A 25,906-nucleotide genomic window follows, 5' to 3' on the forward strand; every position below is an offset into this window, starting at 1 on the left:
CCGACGTGACCGGGACGGTGAAGCTGCCGGAAGGCACCGAGATGGTGATGCCGGGCGACAACCTGAAGTTCACCGTCGAGCTGATCGCCCCGATCGCGATGGAAGAGAAGCTCCGCTTCGCCATCCGTGAAGGCGGCCGCACCGTCGGCGCCGGCGTGGTCTCCAAGATCCTCAAGTGATCTTTCCGGCGGTTTCCGCCGGAGATCGTGACGAAAACGAATGGCGCGCCAGAAGGCGCGCCATTTGCTCTTGACAGACTCGGGGGCGTCCCGTAGGGGACGCGCCTGATCTCCAAGAGATTGTGGTTCGATGCAGGCGTCGCATTCGGCGGTGTCTGCCTCTCAACCTTCTAAGCCCCTGCGAGAGGCAAGACTAAATGAGTGGTCAAAACATCCGCATCCGGCTCAAGGCGTTCGATTACCGCGTGCTGGACGCCAGCACCCAGGAAATCGTCAACACCGCGAAGCGCACGGGTGCACAGGTGCGCGGGCCGATTCCGCTGCCGAACAAGATCGAGAAATTCACGGTTCTCCGTGGTCCGCACATCGACAAGAAGTCGCGCGACCAGTGGGAAATCCGCACGCACAAGCGCCTTCTCGACATCGTCGATCCGACCCCGCAAACCGTGGACGCGCTGATGAAGCTCGACCTCGCCGCCGGTGTCGACGTCGAGATCAAGGTCTGAGGAGGTTCACCATGACACAACGTTCTGGTGTTATCGCCAAGAAGCTGGGCATGACCCGGCTGTTCCTTGAAGACGGCAAGCAGGTTCCGGTGACGGTTCTGCAACTCGACGCGCTGCAGGTCGTGGCCCAACGCACCGAAGAGAAGGATGGCTACACGGCCGTTCAGCTCGGCGCGGGCGAAGCCAAGGCGAAGCGCACGACGGCTGCGATGCGTGGTCACTTCGCCAAGGCGAACGTGGCACCGAAGCGCAAGCTGGCCGAATTCCGTGTCGATCCGGAAAACCTGATCGAAGTCGGCGCCGAGATCTCGGCCGAGCACTACAATGCCGGTCAGTTCGTGGACATCGCCGGCACCTCGATCGGTAAGGGTTTCGCCGGTGTCATGAAGCGCCACAACTTCGGTGGTCTGCGCGCTTCGCACGGTGTCTCGATCTCGCACCGCTCGCACGGTTCGACCGGCCAGTGCCAGGATCCGGGCAAGGTGTTCAAGGGCAAGAAGATGGCTGGCCATCTGGGTGCCGTGCGTGTGACCACGCAGAACATCCAGGTCGTCAAGACCGATGCCGACCGCGGCCTGATCCTCGTGAAGGGCTCCGTGCCCGGCGCGAAGGGTGGTTGGGTCACCATCAAGGACGCCGTCAAGAAGCCGCTGCCGTCGGACGTTCCGATGCCTGCCGCGCTGAAGGGCGCCGTTGCTCCGGCCGAAGAAGCTTCGGTCGAAGGGGGTGAAGCATGAAACTCGATGTGATCAAGCTCGACGCCGGCAAGGCCGGTGAAATCGAACTCGCCGATGACATCTTCGGGCTGGAGCCGCGTGCGGACATCCTGCACCGCGTCGTGCGCTGGCAGCGCGCGAAGGCCCAGCAGGGGACCCACTCGGTTCTCGGCAAGTCGGACGTCAGCTACTCGACCAAGAAGATCTACAAGCAGAAGGGCACCGGCGGCGCACGTCACGGTTCCCGCAAGGCTCCGATCTTCCGTCACGGTGGCGTCTACAAGGGGCCGACCCCGCGGTCGCACGCCCATGACCTGCCGAAGAAGTTCCGCGCCCTTGGCCTGAAGCACGCGCTTTCGTCCAAGGCCAAGACCGGCAACCTAGTCGTCCTGGACGTGGCGGAAATCGCCGAGGCCAAGACCAAGCTGCTGGCCAAGGCGGCGAAGGAACTGGGCTGGAAGAAGGTCCTGGTGATCGACGGTGCCGAGGTGAACGAGAACTTCCTCAAGGCATCGCGCAACATCGAGGGCATCGATATCCTGCCGTCGATCGGCGCCAACGTCTATGACATCCTGAAGCGTGAGACCCTGGTCATCACGAAGGCGGGTGTCGAAGCTCTGGAGGCTCGCCTGAAATGAGCACGAAGCCCGAACACTACGACGTGATCGTGAAGCCGGTCATCACCGAAAAGGCCACCATGGCCTCGGAGCATGGCGCGGTCGTCTTCCAGGTGGCGAAAACCGCCTCGAAGCCGCAGATCAAGGAAGCGGTCGAAGCTCTCTTCGGCGTCAAGGTGAAGGCGGTCAACACCACCATCACCAAAGGCAAGACCAAGCGGTTCCGCGGTATCGCGGGTGTCCGTTCGGACGTCAAGAAAGCCTATGTGACGCTCGAGGAAGGAAACACTATCGACGTTTCCACCGGCCTCTGATAGAAGCCGCGACGAATCTTGCGGGCCCGCGCGTCGGGCCCGCTCGTTTTATGGGTGCGGGCAACCGGATCCACGAGCGGGATGGAAACATCCCAAACGAAACGGACCTTTGGTCCAAAGCAACGGAAGACAGAGAGCATGGCACTCAAGTCGTATAAGCCGACGACGCCTGGCCAGCGCGGGCTGGTTCTGATCGACCGTTCGGAGCTTTGGAAAGGCCGTCCCGTCAAAGCCCTTACGGAAGGGCTGATCAAGACGGGTGGCCGGAACAACACCGGACGCGTCACGATGTGGCACAAGGGTGGCGGCGCGAAGCGTCTCTACCGCGTTGTCGATTTCAAGCGTCGCAAGTTCGACGTTCCGGCGACCGTCGAACGGATCGAATACGATCCGAACCGCACCGCCTTCATCGCGCTGGTGAAGTATTCGGACGGCGAACTCGCCTATATCCTCGCCCCGCAGCGTCTGGCTGTCGGCGATACCGTGATCGCGGGCGCCAAGCAGGACATCAAGCCGGGCAATGCGATGCCGTTCTCCGGCATGCCGATCGGCACGATCGTCCACAACGTCGAGCTGAAGCCCGGCAAGGGCGGCCAGCTGGCGCGCGCCGCGGGCACCTACGCCCAGTTCGTCGGCCGTGACGGCGGCTATGCCCAGATCCGCCTGTCCTCGGGCGAACTGCGCATCGTGCGTCAGGAATGCATGGCGACCATCGGTGCCGTGTCGAACGCCGACCATTCGAACCAGAACTTCGGCAAGGCCGGCCGTATGCGCCACAAGGGCGTGCGCCCGACCGTTCGCGGTGTCGCGATGAACCCGATCGACCACCCGCATGGCGGTGGTGAAGGCCGGACCTCGGGCGGCCGTCACCCGGTGACGCCGTGGGGCAAGGGCACGAAGGGCAACAAGACCCGCTCGAACAAGAAGACGGACAAATACATCCTCCGTTCGCGCAAAGCTAAGAAGGGTCGTTAAGATATGGCACGTTCTATTTGGAAAGGCCCTTTCGTTGACGCCTACCTTCTGAAGAAGGCGGAAAAGGCGCGCGCTTCGGGCAAAAACGATGTGATCAAGATCTGGTCGCGCCGTTCCACCATCCTGCCGCAATTCGTCGGTCTGACCTTCGGGGTCTACAACGGGCAGAAGCATATCCCGGTCAACGTGACCGAGGAAATGATCGGCCAGAAGTTCGGTGAATATTCGCCGACCCGGACCTACTACGGTCACGCCGCCGACAAGAAAGCCAAGAGGAAGTAATCGTCATGGGTAAGGAAAACAATCCGCGCCGCGTGGCGGACAACGAAGCCTTCGCGAAAACGAAGATGCTTCGCACCTCGCCGCAGAAGCTGAACCTCGTCGCCGCCATGATCCGCGGCAAGAAGGTCGACAAGGCGCTTGCCGATCTGACCTTCTCGAAGAAGCGGATCTCGGACGACGTGAAGAAGTGCCTGCAGTCGGCCATCGCCAACGCCGAGAACAACCACGGTCTGGATGTCGACAGCCTTGTCGTCGCCGAAGCCTGGGTGGGCAAGAACCTTGTCATGAAGCGTGGCCGTCCGCGTGCGCGTGGCCGTTTCGGCAAGATCATGAAGCCGTTTTCGGAAATCACCATCAAGGTGCGTCAGATCGAGGAGCGTGCGTAATGGGACAGAAGGTCAACCCCATCGGGATGCGCCTCCAGGTCAACCGCACCTGGGACAGCCGCTGGTTCGCCGAGTCGAAGGACTACGGTGATCTGCTGCTGGAAGATCTGAAGATGCGCGACTTCATCCACAAGGAAGTCAAGCAGGCCGGCATCAGCCGCGTGATCATCGAACGTCCGCACAAGAAGTGCCGCGTGACGATCCATGCCGCGCGTCCGGGTGTGATCATCGGCAAGAAAGGCGCGGACATCGAAGTCCTTCGCAAGAAGCTGGCGAACTTCACCTCGTCGGAGCTGCACCTCAACATCGTCGAAGTGCGCAAGCCGGAACTCGACGCCCAGCTGGTCGCGGAATCGATCGCGCAGCAGCTGGAACGCCGTGTGTCCTTCCGTCGCGCGATGAAGCGCGCGGTGCAGAACGCGATGCGCATGGGCGCCCTTGGCATCCGTGTGAACGTCGGTGGCCGTCTTGGCGGTGCCGAAATCGCCCGGACCGAATGGTACCGCGAAGGTCGCGTGCCGCTGCATACCCTGCGTGCGGATATCGACTATGCGCTGTCCGAAGCGACGACTCCCTACGGGATCATCGGCGTGAAGGTCTGGATCTTCAAGGGCGAGATCATGGAACATGATCCGCAGGCGCGTGACCGCAAGGCGGCCGAGGCTCAAGAAGGCCCGGCTCCGCGTGGCCCGCGTCGTGACGCGCGCTGAGGAGTATGAAAGATGCTGCAACCGAAACGGACGAAGTTCCGCAAACAGCACAAGGGCCGTATTCACGGTGAGGCCAAGGGCGGCTTCAACCTGAACTTCGGGTCCTTCGCGCTGAAGGCCACCGAACCCGAGCGCGTCACCGCGCGGCAGATCGAAGCGGCCCGCCGCGCGATCACCCGCCACATGAAGCGTCAGGGCCGCGTCTGGATCCGGATCTTCCCGGATGTGCCGGTCTCGTCGAAGCCCACCGAAGTTCGTATGGGTAAGGGCAAGGGCTCGGTCGATTACTGGGCGGCGCGGGTTCACCCCGGCCGGATCATGTTCGAGATCGACGGCGTGTCCGAAACGATCGCCCGCGAGGCCCTGCGTCTCGGCGCGAACAAGCTGCCGGTGACCACCCGCATCGTGATCCGCGAAGACTGGTAATTCCGGTCAGGACCGCAGAGACAACCGCGCCCGCCGATGAAAATCGGCGGGCGTTTGCAGTCCGGTCCGGGGTGCCCGCCGCCATCCCGCCAAACCGGAGCGTCGCAACGGGCGACGTGATGCGGCGGATTCATGGGCAAAGATGAAATGCGAATGACGAGCAGCAGGAAAATGTGGCTGGCGTGTGTGGCCCTGTGCGGCGCACTGACGGCGTGTTCCGAGGAACAGAGCGGCGAGGCCGTGGCGATGGAGCAGTTCAAGACCGCCTGCAAGGGCGGCAACCTGCAGGCATGCAACGGCATCCTGCAATATGAGAACATGCACCGCGCCGATGCCGCCCAGGCGAGCGCGCAGCTCTCGGGCGCCCGGGCGACAGGCTACTGACCGGGGCGCGACCTTCCGCGCGGATACCGGGGCCGGCCTGTTCACCGCAGGCCGGCCTTGTCGTTCCCGCCACGCCGGATTCCTCTTTCGCCCAAGTTTTTAAAGGAATCCCTTGCGCCGCCGGGGATGCGATGATATTGGCGGCGGGTCCGGGAGACCGGGCAGACATAACCCACCAGATCAAGGGTCACCCATGCGGGCCCTCTGGTGCCAAGAAAGGACCCTGGGATGAAAGCCCAAGAACTCAAGGCGAAAACGCCTGATGAGCTTCGTGATCAGCTCGTCGCGCTGAAAAAGGAAGCCTTCAACCTTCGTTTCCAGCAGGCCACCGGCCAGCTTGAGAACACCGCCCGCATGCGCGCCGTCCGCAAGGATGTCGCCCGCGTGAAGACGGTTCTGAACGCCAAAGCTGCTGAAGCCGCGAAGTAAGGAGATTTCCGATGCCCAAACGTATCCTTCAAGGCGTGGTCACCTCGGACAAGAACGACCAGACGGTCACCGTCCTCGTGGAACGCCGCTTCAAGCACCCGCTGCTGCAAAAGACGGTGCGGAAGTCCAAGAAATACCGCGCCCATGACGCGGAAAACACTTTCAAAGCCGGCGATACCGTCCGTATCGAGGAATGTGCGCCGATTTCGAAAACGAAACGCTGGAAGGTTGTCGTCGAAGCCTGAATTCGTTCAGGCCCGGCGACAAACGTCAGTTTGTCGAAACCCTGGGACTAGTGCCCAAAGGTCGGGAGTAACCCTATGATCCAGATGCAAACCAATCTGGATGTTGCTGACAACTCCGGCGCACGCCGGGTGCAGTGCATCAAGGTTCTGGGCGGCTCGCATCGCCGCTACGCATCCGTGGGCGACATCATCGTGGTGTCGGTCAAGGAGGCGATTCCGAAGGGTCGTGTGAAGAAAGGGGACGTCCGCAAGGCCGTCGTCGTTCGCACCGCCAAGGAAGTCCGTCGTGAGGACGGCACGTCGATTCGTTTCGACCGCAACGCCGCCGTCATCCTGAACAATCAGGGCGAGCCGGTCGGCACCCGTATTTTCGGGCCGGTCGTTCGTGAACTGCGTGCGAAGAACTTCATGAAGATCATCTCGCTCGCTCCGGAGGTGCTGTGATGGCTGCGAAGCTCCGCAAAGGCGACACGGTCGTCGTTCTCGCCGGCAAGGACAAGGGCAAGCAGGGGAAGATTTCCTCGGTTGCGCCCAAGGACAACAAGGCCGTGGTCGAAGGCGTGAACACGTCGATCCGTCACACCCGTCAGTCGCAGACCTCGCAGGGCGGCCGCATCGCGAAGGCGATGCCGATCGATCTGTCGAACCTCGCGCTCGTTGACGGCAACGGCAAGGCCACCCGCGTCGGCTTCCGTCTGGAAGACGGCAAGAAGGTGCGTTTCGCCAAAACCACCGGGGAGGCGATCTGATGCTGGATCAAGCTACCTACACCCCGCGTCTCAAGACGCTGTATGCCGAGAAGATCCGTGCCGCGCTCAAGGAAGAGTTCGGCTACAAGAACGACATGCAGATCCCGCGTCTGGACAAGATCGTCCTGAACATGGGCGTCGGCGAGGCCGTGAAGGACACCAAGAAGGTCAAGCAGGCCGCTGACGAGCTGTCGCTCATCGCCGGTCAGAAGGCTGTCATCACCCATGCCAAGAAGTCGATCGCCGGCTTCCGCGTGCGTGAGGAAATGCCGCTCGGCTGCAAGGTGACGCTCCGTGGCGACCGGATGTATGAATTCCTCGACCGCCTGATCAACGTGGCCCTGCCGCGCGTCCGCGACTTCCGCGGCGTCAAGGGCACGGCGTTCGATGGCCGTGGCAACTACGCGATGGGCCTGAAAGAGCACATCGTGTTCCCGGAAATCGACTTCGACAAGGTCGATGAGGTTCTGGGCATGGACATCATCATCTGCACCACCACCCAAGTGGACGCGGAAGCCAAGGCGCTGTTGAAGCACTTCAACATGCCGTTCAACAGCTGATCGCGGGAGAGACATTTATGGCCAAGAAATCCATGGTTGAACGCGAAGTGAAGCGCGCGAAGCTGGTGAAGCAATACGCCAACAAGCGCGCCTCGCTCAAAGCGATCATCGAAGACCAGTCCCTGCCGATGGAAGATCGCTTCAAGGCGACGCTGAAGCTGGCGGAACTGCCCCGCAACTCGTCGGCGACCCGGCTGCACAATCGGTGCCAGCTGACCGGCCGTCCCCATGCTTACTACCGTAAGCTCAAACTCTCGCGGATCATGCTGCGCGAACTGGCCTCCTTCGGTCAGATCCCCGGCATGGTGAAGTCGAGCTGGTAAGGGAGATACGGGAATGTCTGTGAACGATCCCCTCGGCGATATGCTGACCCGCATCCGCAACGCGCAAATGCGCGGCAAGTCCACCGTCATCACTCCGGCGTCGAAGCTTCGCGCCTGGGTTCTGGACGTGCTTGCGGCGGAAGGCTACATCCGTGGCTATGAAAAGAAGACGAATGGCAAGGGCCTGCCGGAACTCGAAATCTCGCTGAAGTATTTCGAAGGTACCCCGGTCATTCGCGAAGTGAAGCGTGTGTCGACCCCGGGTCGCCGCGTCTACGCTTCGGTCAAGGAAATTCCGACGGTCCGTCAGGGCCTTGGTATTTCGATCGTCTCCACGCCGAAAGGTGTCATGACGGACGCGGCTGCACGCACTGCCAATGTTGGCGGTGAAGTGCTCTGCACCGTGTTCTAAGGAGGTCCGCATGTCTCGTATTGGCAAGAAGCCGGTCCACCTGCCCGCAGGTGCTTCCGCGAAGCTCGACGGCCAGACCATCGAAGTGAAGGGCCCGAAGGGCGCCCGCAGCTTCACCGCCACGGATGACGTGACGCTTCACCTCGACGGCGACACCATCACGGTGACGCCGCGCGGAACTTCGAAGCGCGCCCGTCAGCAGTGGGGTATGGCCCGCTCGATGATCGAGAACCTCGGCGTCGGTGTCACCACCGGCTTCAAGAAAGAGCTTGAAATTCAAGGTGTGGGTTACCGCGCCGCGATGCAGGGCAAGGTTCTGAAACTGTCGCTCGGCTATTCGCACGAAGTGAATTTCGAGGTTCCGGAAGGCGTGACCGTCACGTCCCCGAAGAACACCGAGATCGTCGTCGAAGGCATCGACCAGCAACTGGTCGGCCAGGTGGCGGCGAACATCCGTGAGTGGCGGCAGCCGGAGCCCTACAAGGGCAAGGGCATTCGCTACAAGGGCGAATATGTCTTCCGCAAGGAAGGCAAGAAGAAGTAAAGGTGGCGAAAATGGCGAACAACAAACGCGATCTGTTCCTCAAGCGCCGCCTGCGCGTGCGGAACAAACTCCGTGCGATGGCCAACGGGCGTGCGCGCCTGTCGGTTCATCGTTCTTCCAAAAACATCAGCGTTCAGCTGATCGACGACGTCAAGGGCGTTACCCTGGCGGCGGCATCGACCCTCGAAAAGGATCTCGGTTTCGTCGGCAAGAACAACGTCGAAGCGGCGGCGAAGATTGGTGCGGCGATTGCCGAGCGCGCGAAAGCGGCTGGCGTCGAAGAGTGCTACTTCGACCGCGGTGGCTTCCTGTTTCACGGCAAGATCAAGGCTTTGGCCGATGCTGCCCGTGAAGCTGGCCTGAAGTTCTAAGGAGACGAGAATGGCTGAACGTGAAAATCGTCGGGATCGTCGCGACCGCGAGGAAAACCCGGAATTCGCCGATCGTCTCGTGGCGATCAACCGTGTGTCGAAAACCGTGAAGGGGGGCAAGCGCTTCGGCTTTGCCGCTCTCGTGGTGGTCGGCGACCAGCGTGGTCGTGTCGGCTTCGGCAAGGGCAAGGCCAAGGAAGTGCCGGAAGCGATCCGCAAGGCGACCGAACAGGCGAAACGCTCGCTCGTTCGTGTGCCGCTGCGTGACGGCCGGACCCTGCACCACGACATCGAGGGCCGTCATGGCGCCGGCAAGGTCGTGATGCGCACCGCCGTGGCCGGGACCGGGATCATCGCCGGTGGTCCGATGCGCGCCGTGTTCGAAATGCTCGGTGTTCAGGACGTTGTTGCGAAGTCGATCGGCTCGCAGAACCCCTACAACATGATCCGGGCGACGCTCGACGGTCTGAAGAAGGAAGCCTCGCCCCGTCAAACCGCGCAGCGTCGCGGCAAGAAGGTTGCGGACATCCTGCCGAGGACCGAAGCCGAACCGGCCGAAGCCTGAGGAGATTGAGAGATGGCGAAGAAAACCATCGTCGTGCAGCAGGTGGCCTCGGCCGCCCGCCGTCCTGCGATCCAGACCGCGACCCTCAAGGGTCTCGGCCTGAACAAGGTGCGTCGCACGCGTGAGCTGGAGGATACTCCGGCGGTTCGCGGCATGGTCAACAAGATCCCGCATCTGGTGAAGATCATCGAAGAACGCGGCTGATCCGCCCGTTCAAAGAAACGCGAGGCGCCCCGGTCGAAAGGCCGGGGCGCCTTGCTTTATGGGCGGGGCCGGGGGATCCTTGGCCCGAGGCAGCATAAGGGACTGGCAAAATGTCAGCGTTTGTTCGATCGGGCGTGGTGATCTGCGCGGTGTTTGTGGCGGGTGTGGCGCAGGCGGGGCCCTGCGACTACCGGCCCAGCAAGATGGCCGGGGCTGCCGCGGGCTCTCAGGTAGCGTCGGATACGGCGAAGGCCGTGGGCTCGGAGGCGAAGGCCGTGGGGTTCTACACCCTGACGGGCGGCGCGACGGGCAGCACGCTGCTTGGCGCGGGCGGCGGGGCCTCGGGCGCGATGGCGACGGCGGGGGCGATCGCGACGGCGCCCGCCACGATCATCGCCGGGGCCGCGGCGGCGGCCGGGCTCGCCGGATATGAGGGGCTTTGCTATTTCTCCGACAAGCGCGTCACCAAATATGACGAGGTGATGGAGGTGATGCGCAACCTCTCGCAGAATGCCGATCCGGACTATTTCCGTCTGGAAGGTGGCACGGAGGGCAAGGAGGACGCCATTGTGACCGTCCGCAATTCCTCGGGCGAAATGGAACAGCATGCGGTGCGCGATCTCTATATCGTCAACGGCGTGCTGATGTATCGGGCCAGGGGCAAGGACGGGGTGATCGGCAATGTCGATTTCGTCGCCCGCGCGGCTTTCCCGGGGGGCGATGGCGCGCCGCTGAACGCGATCCAGCCCGACGATCCGCAGGCCGCACCCGAATCGCCGGCCGAAGACCCCGCCGCACCCGCCGGTGACGCTGCGTCGGAACCGGATGCGACAATATCGCCGTAAGGTCGGGCTTGAACGGATCGGGCTTTCTGTCTATACGCGCCCGGTGGCCGCCAATGGCCACGATCATCAACAAGAAATGCCGTGTGCTCCCTTCTGTCGCTTGCGAGGGGGTTTCCGGCCAGAGGAGAAGCGACATGAAACTGAATGAACTGAGCGATAACGAAGGCGCCACCCGCAAGAAGAAGCGCGTTGCCCGTGGTCCGGGCTCGGGCAAGGGCAAGATGGGTGGCCGTGGTATCAAGGGCCAGAAATCGCGTTCGGGCGTTGCGCTGAACGGCTACGAAGGCGGCCAGATGCCGCTCTATCGCCGCCTGCCGAAGCGCGGCTTCACCAAGCCGAACCGCCTGTCCTACGCGGTGGTGAACCTCGGCCTGATCGAGAAGTTCATCGGCCTGGGCAAGATCGACGCCGCGGCGGAGATCACCGAAGACGTGCTGGTGGCCTCGGGCCTCGTGCGCCGCAAGCTGGATGGCGTGCGCGTGCTGGCGAAGGGCGAGATCACCTCGAAGGTCACGCTGACCGTGACCGGCGCGTCGAAAGCGGCGGTCGAGGCCGTCGAAAAAGCTGGTGGCAAGCTGACCGTTGCGACCGCGGAATAAGCGGTTGTGGGCGGGGCATGCCCCGCTTACATAGGCAATAGTTTTCCAGGCGCCGCCGACCGGGGAACCGTCGCGCGGCGCCTCTCGCATGAAAGAGACGGCATATGGCTTCTGCTGCAGAGCAAATGGCGGCGAACCTCAGCTGGAGCGCCCTGAGCAAGGCGACCGAGCTGCGGCAGCGCATCATGTTTACCATCGGGCTGCTGATCATCTACCGGCTCGGCACCTATATTCCGGTGCCCGGCATCGACGCCGACGCATTGCGCAACTTCATGAGCGGCGCGGCGGCCGGTCTTGGCGGCATCCTGTCGATGTTCACCGGCGGCGCGCTTGGCCGCATGGGGATCTTCGCGCTCGGCATCATGCCCTATATCTCCGCCTCGATCATCATCCAGCTTCTGACGGCGCTGGTGCCGTCGCTGGAGCAGATGAAGAAGGAAGGCGAGCAGGGCCGCAAGAAGATCAACCAGATCACCCGCTATGCCACCGTGGCGCTGGCGCTGTTCCAGGCCTACGGGCTGGCGAAATCGCTTGAGGCCGGTGGCCTTGCGCATGAAACCGGCATGTTCTTCATCGCTTCGGTGGTCATCACGCTGGTCGGCGGCACGATGTTCCTGATGTGGCTGGGCGAGCAGATCACCGCGCGCGGCATCGGCAACGGCGTCTCGCTCATCATCTTCGTCGGCATCGTCGCGGAAATCCCGGCGGCTCTGGCGCAGTTCTTCGCGCAGGGGCGGGCGGGCGCGATCTCGACCCCGGTGATTCTTGGCGTGATCGTCATGGTCGTCGCGGTGATCGCCTTCGTCGTGTTCATGGAACGCGCGCTGCGCAAGATCCACATCCAGTATCCCCGCCGTCAGGTGGGCATGAAGGTTTATGACGGCGGCTCGTCGCATCTGCCGATCAAGGTCAACCCGGCGGGGGTCATCCCGGCCATCTTCGCCTCGTCGCTGCTGCTGCTGCCGACGACGGTCGCCACCTTCTCGGGCGCGCAGACCGGGCCGGTGATGTCGGTGCTGCTGGCCTATTTCGGGCCGGGGCAGCCGCTCTACCTGCTGTTCTTCGCGGCGATGATCGTGTTCTTCGCCTATTTCTACACGGCCAACGTGTCCTTCAAATCGGATGACGTGGCCGAGAACCTGAAGAATCAGGGCGGCTTCATCCCGGGCATCCGCCCCGGCAAGAAGACCGAGGATTATCTGGATTACGTCGTTACCCGTGTTCTGGTGATCGGCTCCGGCTATCTGGCGCTCGTCTGTCTGCTGCCGGAAGTGCTGCGCCATCAGTTCGCCATCCCGTTCTACTTCGGCGGCACCTCGGTGCTGATCGTGGTCTCGGTGACGATGGACACCATCAATCAGGTTCAGTCGCACCTGCTGGCACATCAGTACGAAGGACTGATCGAACGTTCGCAACTGCGGGGTCGCAAGAAGACGGGGGCCAAAAAGACCCCGTCGCGGCGCTGAACGAAGGGAAGGGTCATGACCAACATCATTCTGCTTGGGCCGCCGGGCGCAGGCAAAGGCACGCAGGCACGCAAGCTGGTCGAGGAACGCGGCATGGTGCAGCTGTCCACCGGGGACATGCTGCGCGAGGCGCGCACCTCGGGCACGGACATGGGCAAGCGCGTCGCCGAGGTGATGGATCGCGGGCAACTGGTGACGGACGAGATCGTCATCGGCCTGATCCGCGAAAAGCTGGAAACGGTGAAGGCGCCGGGGTTCATCTTCGACGGTTTCCCCCGCACGCTGCGGCAGGCGGATGCGCTCGGCGAGCTTCTGGCCGCCGAGGGGCAGCAGCTTGACGCGGTGATCGAACTGCGCGTCGACGATCAGGTGCTGGTCGACCGGGTATCGGGCCGTTACACCTGCGGCGACTGCGGCGAGGTCTACCATGACAAGACCCGCCCGACGAAGGTCGAGGGCGTCTGCGATGTCTGCGGCAGCCACAACCTGAAGCGGCGGGCCGACGACAATGCCGAAAGCCTCAAGACCCGGCTGATGGAATACTACAAGAAGACCTCGCCGCTGGTGGGCTACTACTATCATGCGCACAAGCTGCATGTGGTGGATGGCCTTGCGGAAATCGACGAGGTTTCGGCCGCGATCAACAAGGCGCTGGAAACTCCGCTGGACTGAGGAAGGCGCTTGACCCCGGGAGGAAAACTCTTTAGGTCACGGCGTCTCGCATGAGAATGCCCGAATCGTTCGGGCTGGAAGGCCCGGAGCACGAGGTTTCGGGCCTTGTTGTGAAAAAAGGTTCTGGGATCACGGAACCGCAACCAAGGGATCTACGCTTTGGCACGTATTGCTGGCGTCAACATTCCGACCGGGAAACGCGTCCCGATCGCATTGACCTATATCGCGGGCATCGGCCCGTTCGTTGCTAACCAGATCGTCTCCGCCGTCGGCATCGACCCGGCGCGTCGCGTGAACGACCTGTCCGACGCCGAAGTGCTCGCCATTCGCGAATACATCGATGCCAACCTCACGGTGGAAGGCGACCTGCGCCGTGAAGTTTCGATGAACATCAAGCGCCTGATGGACCTTGGCTGCTATCGCGGCCTGCGTCACCGCAAGAACCTGCCGGTTCGCGGTCAGCGTACCCACACCAACGCCCGCACCCGCAAGGGCCCGGCGAAGCCGATCGCCGGCAAGAAGAAGTAAGGGGAGGGTTAGAGAATGGCTCGCGACAAGACCCGCGTCAAGCGCAAGGAACGCAAGAACATCGCCACCGGCGTCGTTCACATCAACTCGTCGTTCAACAACACCAAGGTGCTGATCTCGGACGTGCAGGGCAATGCGATTGCCTGGTCGTCCTCGGGCACCATGGGGTTCAAGGGCTCGCGCAAATCGACGCCCTACGCTGCCCAGATGGCTGCCGAGGACGCCGCCAAGAAGGCACAGGAACACGGCCTGAAGACGGTCGACGTCGAAGTGCAGGGCCCCGGTTCGGGACGTGAATCGGCGCTCCGCGCGCTGGCCGCCGTCGGGCTCACCGTCACCTCGATCCGTGACGTGACGCCGATCGCGCACAACGGCTGCCGTCCGCCGAAGCGCCGCCGCGTCTAATTTCACCAACACCGATCGGGCCGCGCGGGAAAACCTGCGCGGCCCGGTCGCTTACGTTTTTTTCCTCGGGCGTTTCCGACTTGGGACATGGGCCGGAAACAGGAATGGAGGCAGAACGCATGATCCATAAGAATTGGGCTGAGCTTATCAAGCCGACGCAGCTCGACGTTCGTCCGGGCAATGACCCGCAGCGTCAGGCGACGGTCGTTGCAGAGCCGCTGGAACGCGGCTTCGGTCTCACGCTCGGCAACGCGCTGCGCCGTGTGCTGATGTCGTCGCTGCAGGGCGCCGCCATCACCTCGGTGCAGATCGACAACGTGCTGCACGAGTTTTCCTCGGTCGCCGGTGTGCGTGAAGACGTCACCGACATCATCCTGAACCTGAAGGGCGTCTCGCTCAAGATGGATGTCGAGGGGCCGAAGCGCATCTCGATCTCCGCCAAGGGGCCGGGCGTCGTGACCGCGGGTGACATTTCGGAAACGAATGGCATCGAAGTGCTGAACAAGGAACACGTCATCTGTCACCTCGACGATGGCGCCGATCTGTTCATGGAACTGACGGTCAACACCGGCAAGGGCTATGTCGCCGCCGACAAGAACAAGCCGGAGGATGCGCCGATCGGCCTGATCGCCATCGACGCGATCTATTCGCCGGTGAAGAAGGTGGCCTACGAAGTCACGCCCACCCGCGAGGGCCAGGTGCTGGACTACGACAAGCTGACGCTGAAGATCGAAACCGACGGCTCGATCACGCCGGATGACGCGGTGGCCTATGCGGCGCGCATCCTGCAGGACCAGCTCTCGATCTTCGTCAACTTCGAGGAACCGGAATCGGCCTCGAAGACGGATGCGGAAGACGGGCTGGAATTCAACCCGCTGCTGCTGAAGAAAGTGGACGAGCTGGAGCTTTCGGTCCGTTCGGCCAACTGCCTGAAGAACGACAACATCGTCTATATCGGCGACCTGATCCAGAAGACCGAGGCGGAAATGCTCCGCACCCCGAACTTCGGCCGCAAGTCGCTGAACGAGATCAAGGAAGTGCTCTCGGGCATGGGTCTGCATCTCGGGATGGAAGTCGAGGACTGGCCGCCGGAAAACATCGAGGATCTGGCGAAGCGGTTCGAGGATCAGTTCTGATCGCTTGACAGATCCGGGGGGCGTGGTCTACACGCCCCCCATTCAAAATGCCCGGTCAGCCGGGGAACCCTGGGCAATCCGCCCCAACGACGTTTCGCCCAACGCAGGCGGGACAACACAAAGCAAAACGCGAATCAGGAGATACCCATGCGTCACGCCCGCGGCTACCGCCGCCTCAACCGCACCGCCGAACACCGCAAGGCGCTGTTCTCGAACATGGCCGGCTCGCTTATCGAGCATGAGCAGATCAAGACCACCCTGCCGAAGGCCAAGGAACTCCGCCCGGTCATCGAAAAGCTGATCACGCTGGCGAAGCGTGGCGATCTGCACGCCCGCCGTCAGGTTGCCGCCGCGCTGAAGGAAGACAAGGACGTCGCGAAGCTGTTCGACGTTCTCGCCGCGCGCTACAAGGACCGTCAGGGCGGCTATACCCGCGTCCTGAAGGCCGGCTTCCGCTACGGCGACATGGCGCCGATGGCGATCATCGAGTTCGTCGACCGCGATGTCGAAGCCAAGGGCAAGGCCGACAAGGCCCGCCTTGAGGCCGAAGAAGCCGCCGAATAAGGCCCCCGTCAGGGAAACCGCTCGATCCCGCCCATCCGGGCGGGATTTTCATTTTGGGGGCGCTCGCGTGACGAAGCGCATTCCCTCCCCTTCATTCTTCCATAAATATCCCGGGGGTGAATTGGCCGAAGGCCAAGAGGGGGCTGGCCCCCTGCGCCCTGTCCACCCGCGCTTCCGCGTCGTTTCAAGGCACGCGTCACGCGGCCCCCTTTTCTTTTCGCCCCGGAATGCTTTCATTGGGGGCAGAGGAAACCCATGCCCGATCTGTTCGATACCCCCCCGGACCCTGCCGCCGCCCCGAAAGAGGCGCCGCGTCCGCTTGCCGACCGGATCCGCCCGCAGAGCCTGTCCGAGGTGATCGGGCAGGAACACGTTCTGGGCCCCGAAGGACCGCTTGGCGCGATGCTGGCGGCGGGATCGTTGAGCTCCGTCATCTTCTGGGGGCCGCCCGGTGTCGGCAAGACCACGATCGCGCGGCTGCTCGCCCATGCCTCGGACCGCCATTTCGTGCAGGTCTCGGCGATTTTCACCGGCGTTCCCGAACTGCGCAAGGTGTTCGACGCGGCAAAGCTGCGCCGCCAGCAGGGCAAGGGCACGCTGCTCTTCGTCGATGAAATCCACCGCTTCAACAAGGCGCAGCAGGACAGCTTCCTGCCGTGGATGGAGGATGGGACCATCCTTCTGGTCGGCGCGACGACGGAAAACCCCTCGTTCGAGCTGAATGCCGCCGTCCTGTCCCGCGCGCAGGTGATCGTGCTGGAACGGCTGAGCCTCGCCGATCTGGAACGGCTGGCGCAGCGGGCGGAAAAGACGCTCGGCCGGGCGCTGCCGCTCAAGGCTCCGGCGCGCGAGGCGCTGCTGGAGATGGCCGATGGCGACGGGCGGGCGCTCCTGAACCTGATCGAGCAGGTGATGGCGTGGAAGGTGGCGGCCCCCCTGGACACCGATGCGCTGTCCACCCGCCTGATGCGGCGTGCGGCGAAATACGACAAGTCGGGGGACGAGCATTACAATCTGATCTCGGCCTTGCACAAATCGGTGCGCGGCTCGGATCCGGATGCGGCGCTTTACTGGTTCGCGCGGATGCTGGAGGGCGGCGAGGATCCGCGCTATCTGGCGCGCCGCTTCGTGCGGATGGCCGTCGAGGATATCGGTCTGGCGGATCCGCAGGCGCAGAGCCACGCGCTGCATGCGTGGGAGGTCTACGAACGGCTCGGCTCGCCCGAGGGCGAACTGGCGCTGGCGCAAACGGTGATCTACCTCGCCCTCGCGCCGAAATCGAACGCGGGGTATATGGCCTACAAGGCGGCCCGCGCGCTGGCGAAGAAATCGGGGTCCGAGCCGCCGCCGAAGCATATCCTCAACGCGCCCACGCGGCTGATGGAGGAACAGGGCTACGGCGCGGGCTATGCCTATGACCACGACGCCGAGGACGGCTTTTCCGGGCAGAACTACTTTCCCGATACCGTCAGGCGCCCGGTGCTCTATTCCCCGGTCGAGCGCGGCTTTGAACGCGAATTGAAGAAGCGGGTGGACTGGTTCGCCAAGCTGCGCGAGAAGCGCAACAGTTGACATCCGGCCCGGGCGGGGCAAGAGAGGCGCGATGATCCAGACCATGTTCACCGTCGCACTCGGCGGGGCAATCGGCTCCACCCTGCGGTATCTTGTGAATGTCGCCTCGGGACGGCTCCTTGGCATAGGCTTCCCCTATGGCACGATGTTCGTGAATATCGTGGGTAGCTTCGTGATGGGGGTTCTGGCGGTTCTTCTGGCCGGCCGGTCGGGATCGTGGCATGTGCCGTTCCTGATGACCGGGATCCTCGGCGGCTTCACCACCTTTTCGGCGTTTTCGCTGGATGCGATGATGTTGTATGACGGGGGCCGGGCGGGTCTGGCGGCCTTTTACGTGATCGCCTCGGTCGTGTTCGGCCTGATGGCACTTGTGGCGGGCATGGCGCTCGCGAAGGGATATTTCGCATGAGCAACGTGCAACTGATAAAAGTGACCGAGGCCGAGGGCGAACAGCGCCTCGACCGCTGGCTGAAGAAGAAATTTCCGCAGCTTGGCCAGATCGCGGTGGAAAAGATGTGCCGCAAGGGCGAACTCCGCGTCGATGGCGGCCGGGTGAAGGCCAATTCCCGCGTCGCGCCGGGGCAGGAGGTGCGCGTGCCGCCCTTGCCCGAGGCTGCGCCCCGCCGGTCCGACGAACGCCGCGACGCGCATGAGATTTCGGACGACGATGCCGAGATGATCCAGTCCTGCGTTCTGTGGCGGGACGAACATATCATCGCGCTGAACAAGCCGCCGGGGCTGCCGTCGCAGGGCGGCTCGGGGCAGGGGGACCGGCATGTGGACGGGCTGCTGGATGCGCTGCGCTTCGGCTTCAAGGACCGGCCGAAGATGGTGCACCGGCTGGACAAGGATACCTCGGGCGTGCTGCTGATCGCGCGCACCGACCGGATCGCCCGGGCCTTGTCGGAATCGTTCCGGTTCAAGACGACGCGCAAGATCTACTGGGCCGCCGTGGCGGGTGTGCCCAACCCCAAGATGGGCACGGTGCGCTTTGGCCTGATGAAGGCGCCGGGGCATGGCCGCGGCGGCGAGGGCGAAAAGATGATCTGCATCCATCCCGCCAAGCTCAAGGACCACCCGGACGCCAAGCGCGCGACGACGGATTATGCCGTGCTCGACGCGCTTGGTTCGCGGGCAAGCTGGGTCGCGCTGGTGCCGATCACCGGGCGTACGCATCAGCTCCGCGCGCATATGGCGGAACTGGGTCATCCGATCGTGGGGGATGGCAAATACGGCGGCTCGGGTCAGGAAAACCCCGGTGACGGCTGGGGCGCGCAGTTGGGGGGCGAGATCAGCCGCAAGCTGCATCTGCACGCCCGCCAGATCAGCTTCGACCATCCGATCACCAAGAAGCGCGTCACCATCACCGCGCCGCTGCCGACGCACATGAAGAAAACGTGGAAGACCCTCGGCTGGATCGAGAACGACGTGCCCGCCGATCCGTTCGAGGATCTGGAATGAAGCTGGCGATCTTCGATGTCGATGGCACGCTGTCCGACAGTCAGGCGCAGATCGTCGCCTCGGTGACGCGGGGGTTCACGGCGGTGGGGCTTGCAGTGCCCGACCGGCGGACGATCCTGTCCATCGTCGGTCTGTCGCTGCCCGAGGCGATGGCGCGTCTGGTGCCGGAGGCGACGGCGGAACTGCGCGCCGAGATCATCGAGACCTACAAGTCGAGCTACCACCTCTACCGTCAGCGTGACCCCGCGCCGCTTTACCCGGGGGCGGCCGAGACGCTCGACCGGCTGGCGGGGCAGGCGGACATGATCCTTGGCATCGCCACGGGCAAGTCCCGGCGCGGGCTGAACGCGCTGTGCGACCATCACGGCATCGGCGGCTATTTCGTGACGCGGCAGGTGGCGGACGACCATCCCTCGAAGCCGCATCCGGCGATGGTCGAGGCGGCGCTGGCCGAGGCGGGCGTGCCCTCGGCGCGGGCGGTGATGATCGGCGATACGACCTATGACATCGAGATGGGCCGCGCCGCCGGTGTCGCCACGATCGGCGTGAGCTGGGGCTATCATCCCGTCGCCGATCTGCGCGACGCGGGGGCGGTGCGGATCGTCGACAGTTTCGCCGCGCTCGAGGCGGCGATCGCCGAGCTTCTGGGGGATGAGGGATGACTGTCTGGGCACCGAAACGGTTCTGGAAAGCGGCGGGCGTGGTCGAAACGCCCGAGGGCTACGGCATCGCGCTGGACGGGCGGGCGGTGAAGACCCCGGCCAAGGCCGCGCTGGCAGTGCCGACGCGCGCGCTGGCCGAGGCGATCGCCGCCGAATGGGACGCGCAGGGCGAAACGATCGATCCCGCGACCATGCCGCTGACCCGCGCCGCCAATGCCGCCATCGACAAGGTCGCGGCGCAGCACGGCGAGGTCGCGGCCTATATCGCCGATTACGGCGGAACGGACCTGCTGTGCTACCGGGCCGAGGCGCCTGAGCCCCTTGTCGCCCGTCAGGCGCAGGGCTGGGACCCGCTGCTCGACTGGGCGGCGGAGGCGCTTGGGGCGCGGCTCTTGGTGACGCAGGGCGTGGTGTCCGTGGCGCAGCCTGACGAGGCGCTGGCGGCGTTGTCCGCGCGGGTTGCGGCGATGGACGCCTGGCAGCTTGCGGCGCTGCACGACCTCGTGGGGATCAGCGGTTCGCTGCTGCTTGGCCTTGCGGTGGCGGAAGGGCGCCTTCCGCCCGAGGAGGCCTGGGCGCTCTCGCGCATCGACGAGGACTGGCAGGCCGAGCAATGGGGCCATGACGAGGAGGCCGCCGCCCTCGCCGCCGTCAAGCGTCAGGCCCTGCTGGATGCCGCGCGATTCTGGACCCTGCTGCAGCGCGGATGACTCCAGCCCGAATGCGCCTGAAATTAAGGCATTTGCACTGCATTCGGGCATTTTATCGGCAGTTCTTCCTCACTCTCCCTTGACCTGTCGGCCATGATTTGCCCAAGCTTGTGATATCGGGAACAAGAGCCCGCATTATCCAGACCCAACACGGGCATCACGGACCGCTGGTTCACGGCGGAAACTCAGGAAGAGGTAAACATGAAGAAAACGGTATTTTTCGGCGCACTGGCGGCGGCCGGTCTGACTGCGGGGATCGCCTCGGCGGCCACGCTCGATGACGTCAAGGCCCGCGGCGTGCTGAACTGCGGCGTGAACACCGGGCTCGTCGGCTTCGCGGCGCCGGATGCCAACGGGAACTGGTCGGGCTTCGACGTCGCGCTGTGCAAGGCGGTTGCCGCCGCCGTCTTCGGCGACCCCTCCAAGGTGAAATACGTGCCCACCACCGGCCAGACCCGGTTCACCGCGCTCGCCTCGGGCGAGGTCGACGTTCTGGTGCGCAACACCACCTGGACCTTCTCGCGCGACACCGACCTGAAGATGGATTTCGCCGGCGTCAACTACTACGACGGTCAGGGCTTCATGGTGCACAAGGATTCGGGCATCACCTCGGCCAAGGAACTGGACGGGGCTTCGGTCTGCATCCAGACCGGCACGACGACCGAGCTGAACCTGGCCGACTATTTCAAGGCCAACGGCATGTCCTATCAGCCGATCGCGATCGATTCGAACGCGGAAGGCGAACAGCAGTATATCGCGGGCGCCTGCGACGCCTACACCACCGACGCTTCGGGCCTTGCGGCGACCCGCGCGGCTTTCGCCGATCCGGACAACCACATCATCCTGCCGGAAATCATTTCCAAGGAACCGCTCGGGCCGGCCGTGCGCCACGGTGACAGCCAGTGGCTCGACATCGTGAAATGGACGCTCTACGCGCTGATCGCGGCCGAGGAATACGGCGTCACCTCGGCCAATGTCGAAGAACTGGCCAAGGGCACCGAGAATCCCGAAGTGAACCGTCTTCTGGGTGTCGAAGGTGGTCTGGGCGCGATGACCGGCCTACCCAACGACTGGGCCGTTCATGCGATCAAGGCCGGCGGCAACTACGGCGAGATCTTCGCCGCCACGATCGGCGAATCGACCCCGATCGGGCTGGCCCGCGGCCTGAACGCGCAGTGGACGCAGGGTGGCCTGCTCTACGCGATGCCGTTCCGGTGAGCTGATTTTGCAAGGGGTGTTCCGTTCCGGCGGGACACCCTTCTTTCAAACCATTTGATGATCCGGCCGCGCGTATCTCGCCATAACATGGGCAAAAGCCCGGGGGCGCGACGGGTTCAGGGGAAGCATATCAATGACCAGCGTACCCGATACGCCGGAGCCCGGGTTCCGGCTCAGCCAGCTTATCTATGACACGCGTTATCGTTCGCTCACCATTCAGGTCGTCGTCCTGTTTCTGGTGATGGCTGGAGCCGCGTGGCTCGTGGACAATACGATCCGCAACCTCAATGTCCTTGGAAAGGACTTCAACTTCGGTTTTCTGGGAAACAGGTCGGGCTATGACATCGCCCAGCACCTGATCCCCTATTCGAATGACAGCACCCATGCCCGCGCCATGCTGGTGGGGCTGCTGAACACGCTGTGGATCTCGTTCGTCGGCTGTATCACGGCGACGGTGATCGGGGTTTTCGTGGGGGTCATGCGGCTGTCGCCGAACTGGCTCGTCTCGCGGCTGATGACGGCCTATGTCGAGGTGTTCCGCAACATCCCGCTGCTGCTGTGGATTCTGGTGGCGATCGCGCTGCTGACCGAGGTGATGCCCGCGCCCAACGCCTATCGGATAAATCCGACGACGGGTGAGGCGCAGACCTCGATGATCCTGTTCGATTCCGTCGCCCTCACCAACCGTTACACCGCTATCCCGAGCATGGAGTTCCTGCGCTCGCTTGGCGTGGTGAACACGCCGTTCGCGCCGATCTCGCTTGATGTCGTGGCGGTGCTGGTGCTGTTCGCGGTATCGATCTGGGCGAACCGCAGGTTCGTCGGCTGGGCCAATGCGGTGCAGGCGGCGACGGGCGTGCGCCCGACGACCTGGTGGAAAAGCCTGCTGATCCTGTTCGCGCCGGTGATCGTGCTGCTGATCGCGCTTGGCTTCCGGCTGCATGAACCGACGCTGCAGGGGTTCAACTTCACCGGCGGCACCAATGTGTCGAACGCCTTCGTGGCGCTTTGGGCGGGGCTGTCGCTCTATACCGGCGCCTTCATCGCCGAGATCGTCCGCGCCGGGATCCTGGCTGTGTCGAAGGGCCAGACCGAGGCCGCCGCCGCGCTTGGCATGCGTTCGGGGCGGATCATGCGGCTGGTCATCCTGCCGCAGGCGCTGCGGGTGATCGTGCCGCCGCTGATTTCCCAGTTCCTGAACCTGACCAAGAACTCCTCGCTGGCGATCGCGGTGGGCTACATGGACCTGCGCGGCACACTGGGCGGCATCACGCTGAACCAGACGGGGCGCGAACTCGAATGCATCCTGTTGATGATGCTCATCTATCTTTCGATCTCGCTGGTGATTTCAGGGGCCATGAACCTGTTCAACCGCAAGGTCCGGCTGAAGGAGCGCTGAGATGATCGGAAAACCCTCTCCTACCGCGCCGTTCGTCCGCAAGCACATGCTGCCGGCCGAGGTGCCGCCCGCGCGGGCCTCGGGCGCGCCGAAGTGGTTGCGCGAAAACCTGTTTTCCAGCTGGGCGAACACGGCGCTGACGCTTTTCGGCCTCTTCATCCTGTATCTGCTGGTGTCGCATTTCGCGCCCTGGTTCCTGCATGGGGTGTGGCAGGCGGATTCGCTGGCGCAATGTCGTCAGATCATCGCCGAACGCTGGGGCGAAGGCGCAAGCGGCGCCTGCTGGGCGGTGATCCGGGCACGCTGGACGCAGTTCCTGTTCGGCTTCTATCCGTCGCAACTGTATTGGCGACCGGTGCTGGCCTTCGTGCTGATGTTCGTGGCCATCGCGCCGGTGCTGTTCACGCAACTGCCGCGCAAGATGCTGTGGTTCACGCTCGCCTATCCGCTGGTGGCGATCTGGCTGCTCTGGGGCGGTTCGATCTGGCCGGTGGCGATGATCGCGGTGGGCTTCGCGCTTGGCGCGCTGGCCTATCGGCTGCTGGCGCTGCGCAGCTCGCTGCTTGCCTCGCTTGCGGCGATCGCGGTGCCGCTGCTGTTCTGGTCCTTCCTCACCGGGCCGATCGATAGCGTGCTGACCTCGGTCGTTCCGCTGGCGATCCAGCCGGTGCCTTCGCGTGAATTCGGCGGCTTCCTGCTGGCGATCGTGCTGGGCCTTGGCGGTATCGCGATGTCGCTGCCGCTTGGCATCGTCCTCGCGCTTGGCCGGCAGTCGGACATGTTCCTGATCAAGACCTTCTCGGTCATGTTCATCGAGTTCATCCGGGGGGTGCCGCTGATCGCGCTGCTGTTCGTGGCCTCGCTGCTGCTGAACTACTTCCTGCCGCCGGGGACGAATTTCGACATCATCCTGCGGGTGATGATCCTCGTCACGCTGTTCTCGGCCGCTTATATCGCCGAGGTCATCCGCGGCGGTCTCGCGGCCCTGCCGCGCGGGCAATACGAGGCGGCGGATGCGCTCGGCCTCGACTACTGGAAGGCGCAGCGGCTGATCATTCTGCCGCAGGCGCTCAAGATCTCCATCCCCGGGATCGTCTCGACCTTCATCGGGATGTTCAAGGACACGACGCTGGTGACCTTCGTCGGCCTGTTCGAGCCGCTGAAGTCGATCCCCGACACGATCCGCGCCGATTTCGCCTGGAAGGGGGTCTATTGGGAACCCTTCGTCTTCGTCGGCGCGATCTTCTTCCTCTTCAACTTCGGCATGTCGCGCTACTCGATGTATCTCGAGCGCAAGCTGAAGCGTGACTACCGTTAAGGAGCCCTGAAATGACACAAGCCCAAGCTCAGAAATTGCAGGTCTCGGACGAGGTCGCGATCCAGATCGAGAAGATGAACAAGTGGTATGGCCAGTTCCACGTGCTGCGCGACATCGACCTGACGGTGCATCGCGGGGAACGGATCGTCATCGCCGGGCCTTCGGGTTCGGGGAAATCGACGATGATCCGCTGCATCAACCGGCTGGAGGAACACCAGTCGGGCAAGATCATCGTCGACGGCACCGAACTGACCTCGGACCTCAAGAACATCGACAAGGTGCGGTCCGAAGTCGGCATGGTGTTCCAGCACTTCAACCTGTTCCCGCATCTGACCATTCTGGAAAACTGCACGCTGGCGCCGATCTGGGTGCGCAAGGTGCCGAAGAAGGAAGCCGAGGAAACGGCGATGTATTTCCTCGAAAAGGTCAAGATCCCTGAGCAGGCGGACAAATATCCGGGCCAGCTTTCGGGCGGTCAGCAGCAGCGTGTGGCGATCGCGCGCAGTCTGTGCATGCGGCCGCGGATCATGCTGTTCGACGAACCGACCTCGGCGCTCGACCCCGAGATGATCAAGGAGGTGCTGGACACGATGATCCAGCTTGCCGAGGAGGGGATGACGATGCTCTGCGTGACCCATGAAATGGGCTTCGCGCAGGCGGTGGCGAACCGGGTGATCTTCATGGCCGACGGCCAGATCATCGAGCAGAACAACCCGCATGACTTCTTCCACAATCCGCAGTCGGAACGGACGAAGCAGTTCCTGAGCCAGATCCTCGGGCATTGATGGTTTCCGGGCGGGGCTGGAATCCGGTCCCGCGGAAGATCCGTGACATCGCAAGGCCGGCGCCCGGTGGCGCCGGCGCATTCATTTGAAACAAGGCCACAGTCACGCCCGGATCGGCCGTCGTTCCGGCGGGTCGCCATGACGCAAGATCCCTGTTCGATCCGGTTCAGGCACATCCGATCGCGGCGAAGCCGCATCGCTCCCACGCGACCGGAAAGCCGCAGATGCCGGCGCGATCCTTGCGGAAATAGCGACAATCATTGACGTCTGTCCTGCGCCGGTCTTCCCTGCGCAGGACGGTCTTTCGCCGGAATGGTGCTTTCGAGGGCGTATTCAATGAAGCAACAGTCGCATGCGAAGGTCTTGCGGCGCGCCGTATCCGGTCCGCGCCGATGCGATGATGCGACGCGGCCACGCCGTCGGAGTGGAAAGCCATGAGCCCCGGCGATGCGGCCCCGAAACCCGCTGTCAGCGTCCGGCAGGGGCCTGAGGGCGGCGGGATCTCGGGCACTTTGAGTGTCTGGACGATCGGCCAGTTGCCTGCGCCGGAGGCTTTCGCCGGGCGGGTCAGGTTGGACGATGTGGGTTTTCTGGACACGGCGGGGGCGTGGTATCTGCTGCGGCTGCGGGCGGGCGGGGTTGTGCTGGAGGGGTTGAGTCCCGCGCATG

The 25,906-nt window shown here is 63.6% G+C and carries 39 protein-coding genes and 1 pseudogene; all 40 read left to right on the forward strand.

Annotation, left to right across the window (positions count from 1 at the left end; all coding sequences use genetic code 11):
* The coding region (locus D2T30_RS21055; RefSeq protein WP_455620428.1) for an EF-Tu C-terminal domain-related protein at window positions 1-179 on the forward strand (179 nt) is incomplete at its 5' end.
* Between the two features lie 197 nt (window positions 180-376).
* Complete coding sequence (gene rpsJ, locus D2T30_RS21060) at window positions 377-685, forward strand: 30S ribosomal protein S10 (RefSeq protein WP_013066043.1); 309 nt, start codon at window positions 377-379, stop codon at window positions 683-685.
* A gap of 11 nt (window positions 686-696) precedes the next feature.
* Entirely contained in the window at window positions 697-1,422 is a 726-nt protein-coding gene (gene rplC, locus D2T30_RS21065; protein ID WP_128187509.1) for a 50S ribosomal protein L3, read from the forward strand.
* A complete protein-coding gene (rplD, locus tag D2T30_RS21070) occupies window positions 1,419-2,039 on the forward strand; it encodes a 50S ribosomal protein L4 (RefSeq protein ID WP_128187507.1) in 621 nt (206 codons plus the stop codon). The genes rplC and rplD overlap by 4 nt, the downstream gene beginning before the upstream one ends.
* Window positions 2,036-2,332, forward strand: a complete 297-nt coding sequence (locus D2T30_RS21075; RefSeq protein ID WP_128210428.1) for a 50S ribosomal protein L23 — start codon at window positions 2,036-2,038, stop codon at window positions 2,330-2,332. The genes rplD and D2T30_RS21075 overlap by 4 nt, the downstream gene beginning before the upstream one ends.
* A 138-nt stretch (window positions 2,333-2,470) precedes the next feature.
* Window positions 2,471-3,307 (forward strand): 50S ribosomal protein L2, encoded by an 837-nt coding sequence (gene rplB, locus D2T30_RS21080; RefSeq protein ID WP_128187503.1) that lies wholly within the window; start codon window positions 2,471-2,473, stop codon window positions 3,305-3,307.
* A 3-nt stretch (window positions 3,308-3,310) separates the two neighbouring features.
* Window positions 3,311-3,589 carry a 30S ribosomal protein S19 gene (gene rpsS / locus D2T30_RS21085; protein WP_128187501.1) on the forward strand — a complete coding sequence of 93 codons (279 nt, stop codon included), beginning with the start codon at window positions 3,311-3,313 and terminating at the stop codon, window positions 3,587-3,589.
* Between the two features lie 5 nt (window positions 3,590-3,594).
* Entirely contained in the window at window positions 3,595-3,975 is a 381-nt protein-coding gene (gene rplV, locus D2T30_RS21090) for a 50S ribosomal protein L22 (protein WP_128187499.1), read from the forward strand.
* Window positions 3,975-4,685, forward strand: coding sequence for a 30S ribosomal protein S3 (gene rpsC / locus D2T30_RS21095; RefSeq protein WP_128187497.1), 711 nt, complete (start codon window positions 3,975-3,977; stop codon window positions 4,683-4,685). Before rplV ends, rpsC begins: the two co-directional genes overlap by 1 nt.
* Before the next feature lie 12 nt (window positions 4,686-4,697).
* Window positions 4,698-5,111, forward strand: a complete 414-nt coding sequence (gene rplP / locus D2T30_RS21100; protein WP_128187495.1) for a 50S ribosomal protein L16 — start codon at window positions 4,698-4,700, stop codon at window positions 5,109-5,111.
* Between the two features lie 153 nt (window positions 5,112-5,264).
* Window positions 5,265-5,495 (forward strand): hypothetical protein, encoded by a 231-nt coding sequence (locus tag D2T30_RS21105; protein ID WP_128210429.1) that lies wholly within the window; start codon window positions 5,265-5,267, stop codon window positions 5,493-5,495.
* Window positions 5,496-5,723: 228 nt separating this feature from the next.
* On the forward strand, window positions 5,724-5,924 hold the full coding sequence (gene rpmC, locus D2T30_RS21110) for a 50S ribosomal protein L29 (protein WP_128187491.1): 201 nt from the start codon (window positions 5,724-5,726) through the stop codon (window positions 5,922-5,924).
* A gap of 11 nt (window positions 5,925-5,935) precedes the next feature.
* Window positions 5,936-6,169, forward strand: a complete 234-nt coding sequence (gene rpsQ / locus D2T30_RS21115) for a 30S ribosomal protein S17 (RefSeq protein WP_128187487.1) — start codon at window positions 5,936-5,938, stop codon at window positions 6,167-6,169.
* A gap of 75 nt (window positions 6,170-6,244) precedes the next feature.
* Window positions 6,245-6,613, forward strand: a complete 369-nt coding sequence (gene rplN, locus D2T30_RS21120) for a 50S ribosomal protein L14 (RefSeq protein ID WP_023666245.1) — start codon at window positions 6,245-6,247, stop codon at window positions 6,611-6,613.
* On the forward strand, window positions 6,613-6,918 hold the full coding sequence (gene rplX, locus D2T30_RS21125) for a 50S ribosomal protein L24 (protein ID WP_128187484.1): 306 nt from the start codon (window positions 6,613-6,615) through the stop codon (window positions 6,916-6,918). Before rplN ends, rplX begins: the two co-directional genes overlap by 1 nt.
* On the forward strand, window positions 6,918-7,478 hold the full coding sequence (rplE, locus tag D2T30_RS21130) for a 50S ribosomal protein L5 (protein ID WP_128187480.1): 561 nt from the start codon (window positions 6,918-6,920) through the stop codon (window positions 7,476-7,478). Before rplX ends, rplE begins: the two co-directional genes overlap by 1 nt.
* Window positions 7,479-7,495: 17 nt before the next feature.
* Window positions 7,496-7,801, forward strand: a complete 306-nt coding sequence (rpsN, locus tag D2T30_RS21135; RefSeq protein WP_128187477.1) for a 30S ribosomal protein S14 — start codon at window positions 7,496-7,498, stop codon at window positions 7,799-7,801.
* A gap of 13 nt (window positions 7,802-7,814) precedes the next feature.
* Window positions 7,815-8,213, forward strand: coding sequence for a 30S ribosomal protein S8 (gene rpsH / locus D2T30_RS21140; RefSeq protein WP_128187474.1), 399 nt, complete (start codon window positions 7,815-7,817; stop codon window positions 8,211-8,213).
* A 10-nt stretch (window positions 8,214-8,223) separates the two neighbouring features.
* Window positions 8,224-8,757, forward strand: coding sequence for a 50S ribosomal protein L6 (gene rplF, locus D2T30_RS21145; protein ID WP_128187470.1), 534 nt, complete (start codon window positions 8,224-8,226; stop codon window positions 8,755-8,757).
* An 11-nt stretch (window positions 8,758-8,768) separates the two neighbouring features.
* Window positions 8,769-9,128, forward strand: coding sequence for a 50S ribosomal protein L18 (gene rplR / locus D2T30_RS21150; protein ID WP_128187467.1), 360 nt, complete (start codon window positions 8,769-8,771; stop codon window positions 9,126-9,128).
* A gap of 10 nt (window positions 9,129-9,138) precedes the next feature.
* Window positions 9,139-9,693: a 30S ribosomal protein S5 gene (gene rpsE, locus D2T30_RS21155; RefSeq protein ID WP_128187464.1), complete on the forward strand. Its 555-nt coding sequence runs from the start codon at window positions 9,139-9,141 to the stop codon at window positions 9,691-9,693.
* 12 nt (window positions 9,694-9,705) lie between these two features.
* Entirely contained in the window at window positions 9,706-9,897 is a 192-nt protein-coding gene (gene rpmD / locus D2T30_RS21160; protein WP_128187463.1) for a 50S ribosomal protein L30, read from the forward strand.
* Window positions 9,898-10,007: 110 nt separating this feature from the next.
* A complete protein-coding gene (locus tag D2T30_RS21165) occupies window positions 10,008-10,742 on the forward strand; it encodes a hypothetical protein (RefSeq protein ID WP_128210430.1) in 735 nt (244 codons plus the stop codon).
* A 134-nt stretch (window positions 10,743-10,876) separates the two neighbouring features.
* Complete coding sequence (gene rplO, locus D2T30_RS21170) at window positions 10,877-11,341, forward strand: 50S ribosomal protein L15 (RefSeq protein ID WP_128187461.1); 465 nt, start codon at window positions 10,877-10,879, stop codon at window positions 11,339-11,341.
* 104 nt (window positions 11,342-11,445) lie between these two features.
* Complete coding sequence (gene secY, locus D2T30_RS21175) at window positions 11,446-12,807, forward strand: preprotein translocase subunit SecY (protein WP_128210431.1); 1,362 nt, start codon at window positions 11,446-11,448, stop codon at window positions 12,805-12,807.
* 15 nt (window positions 12,808-12,822) lie between these two features.
* Complete coding sequence (locus D2T30_RS21180; protein ID WP_128187459.1) at window positions 12,823-13,479, forward strand: adenylate kinase; 657 nt, start codon at window positions 12,823-12,825, stop codon at window positions 13,477-13,479.
* A gap of 159 nt (window positions 13,480-13,638) precedes the next feature.
* Window positions 13,639-14,007, forward strand: coding sequence for a 30S ribosomal protein S13 (gene rpsM, locus D2T30_RS21185; RefSeq protein ID WP_128187458.1), 369 nt, complete (start codon window positions 13,639-13,641; stop codon window positions 14,005-14,007).
* A 15-nt stretch (window positions 14,008-14,022) separates the two neighbouring features.
* Complete coding sequence (gene rpsK / locus D2T30_RS21190; RefSeq protein ID WP_128187457.1) at window positions 14,023-14,412, forward strand: 30S ribosomal protein S11; 390 nt, start codon at window positions 14,023-14,025, stop codon at window positions 14,410-14,412.
* Window positions 14,413-14,531: 119 nt separating this feature from the next.
* Window positions 14,532-15,548, forward strand: coding sequence for a DNA-directed RNA polymerase subunit alpha (locus D2T30_RS21195; protein ID WP_128187456.1), 1,017 nt, complete (start codon window positions 14,532-14,534; stop codon window positions 15,546-15,548).
* 147 nt (window positions 15,549-15,695) lie between these two features.
* Window positions 15,696-16,112 carry a 50S ribosomal protein L17 gene (gene rplQ / locus D2T30_RS21200; protein ID WP_128187455.1) on the forward strand — a complete coding sequence of 139 codons (417 nt, stop codon included), beginning with the start codon at window positions 15,696-15,698 and terminating at the stop codon, window positions 16,110-16,112.
* Between the two features lie 255 nt (window positions 16,113-16,367).
* A complete protein-coding gene (locus D2T30_RS21205; protein ID WP_128210432.1) occupies window positions 16,368-17,684 on the forward strand; it encodes a replication-associated recombination protein A in 1,317 nt (438 codons plus the stop codon).
* A gap of 31 nt (window positions 17,685-17,715) precedes the next feature.
* Window positions 17,716-18,093, forward strand: coding sequence for a fluoride efflux transporter CrcB (gene crcB / locus D2T30_RS21210; RefSeq protein WP_128210433.1), 378 nt, complete (start codon window positions 17,716-17,718; stop codon window positions 18,091-18,093).
* Complete coding sequence (locus D2T30_RS21215) at window positions 18,090-19,145, forward strand: RluA family pseudouridine synthase (protein ID WP_128210434.1); 1,056 nt, start codon at window positions 18,090-18,092, stop codon at window positions 19,143-19,145. Before crcB ends, D2T30_RS21215 begins: the two co-directional genes overlap by 4 nt.
* Window positions 19,142-19,807, forward strand: a complete 666-nt coding sequence (locus tag D2T30_RS21220) for an HAD-IA family hydrolase (RefSeq protein WP_128210435.1) — start codon at window positions 19,142-19,144, stop codon at window positions 19,805-19,807. The genes D2T30_RS21215 and D2T30_RS21220 overlap by 4 nt, the downstream gene beginning before the upstream one ends.
* Window positions 19,804-20,517, forward strand: coding sequence for an ATP12 family chaperone protein (locus D2T30_RS21225; RefSeq protein ID WP_128210436.1), 714 nt, complete (start codon window positions 19,804-19,806; stop codon window positions 20,515-20,517). The genes D2T30_RS21220 and D2T30_RS21225 overlap by 4 nt, the downstream gene beginning before the upstream one ends.
* A 201-nt stretch (window positions 20,518-20,718) precedes the next feature.
* On the forward strand, window positions 20,719-21,735 hold the full coding sequence (locus D2T30_RS21230; RefSeq protein WP_128187443.1) for an amino acid ABC transporter substrate-binding protein: 1,017 nt from the start codon (window positions 20,719-20,721) through the stop codon (window positions 21,733-21,735).
* Window positions 21,736-21,868: 133 nt separating this feature from the next.
* On the forward strand, window positions 21,869-23,134 hold the full coding sequence (locus D2T30_RS21235) for an amino acid ABC transporter permease (RefSeq protein WP_128210437.1): 1,266 nt from the start codon (window positions 21,869-21,871) through the stop codon (window positions 23,132-23,134).
* 1 nt (window position 23,135) lies between these two features.
* Window positions 23,136-24,452, forward strand: a complete 1,317-nt coding sequence (locus D2T30_RS21240; protein ID WP_128187439.1) for an amino acid ABC transporter permease — start codon at window positions 23,136-23,138, stop codon at window positions 24,450-24,452.
* Between the two features lie 11 nt (window positions 24,453-24,463).
* Window positions 24,464-25,237 carry an amino acid ABC transporter ATP-binding protein gene (locus D2T30_RS21245; protein ID WP_128187437.1) on the forward strand — a complete coding sequence of 258 codons (774 nt, stop codon included), beginning with the start codon at window positions 24,464-24,466 and terminating at the stop codon, window positions 25,235-25,237.
* A 434-nt stretch (window positions 25,238-25,671) separates the two neighbouring features.
* Window positions 25,672-25,906 (forward strand): annotated as a pseudogene (locus D2T30_RS21250) (hypothetical protein); the annotation flags it as partial.

The sequence above is a fragment of the Paenirhodobacter populi genome, assembly GCF_004022215.1.
Classification (GTDB): domain Bacteria; phylum Pseudomonadota; class Alphaproteobacteria; order Rhodobacterales; family Rhodobacteraceae; genus Rhodobacter; species Rhodobacter populi.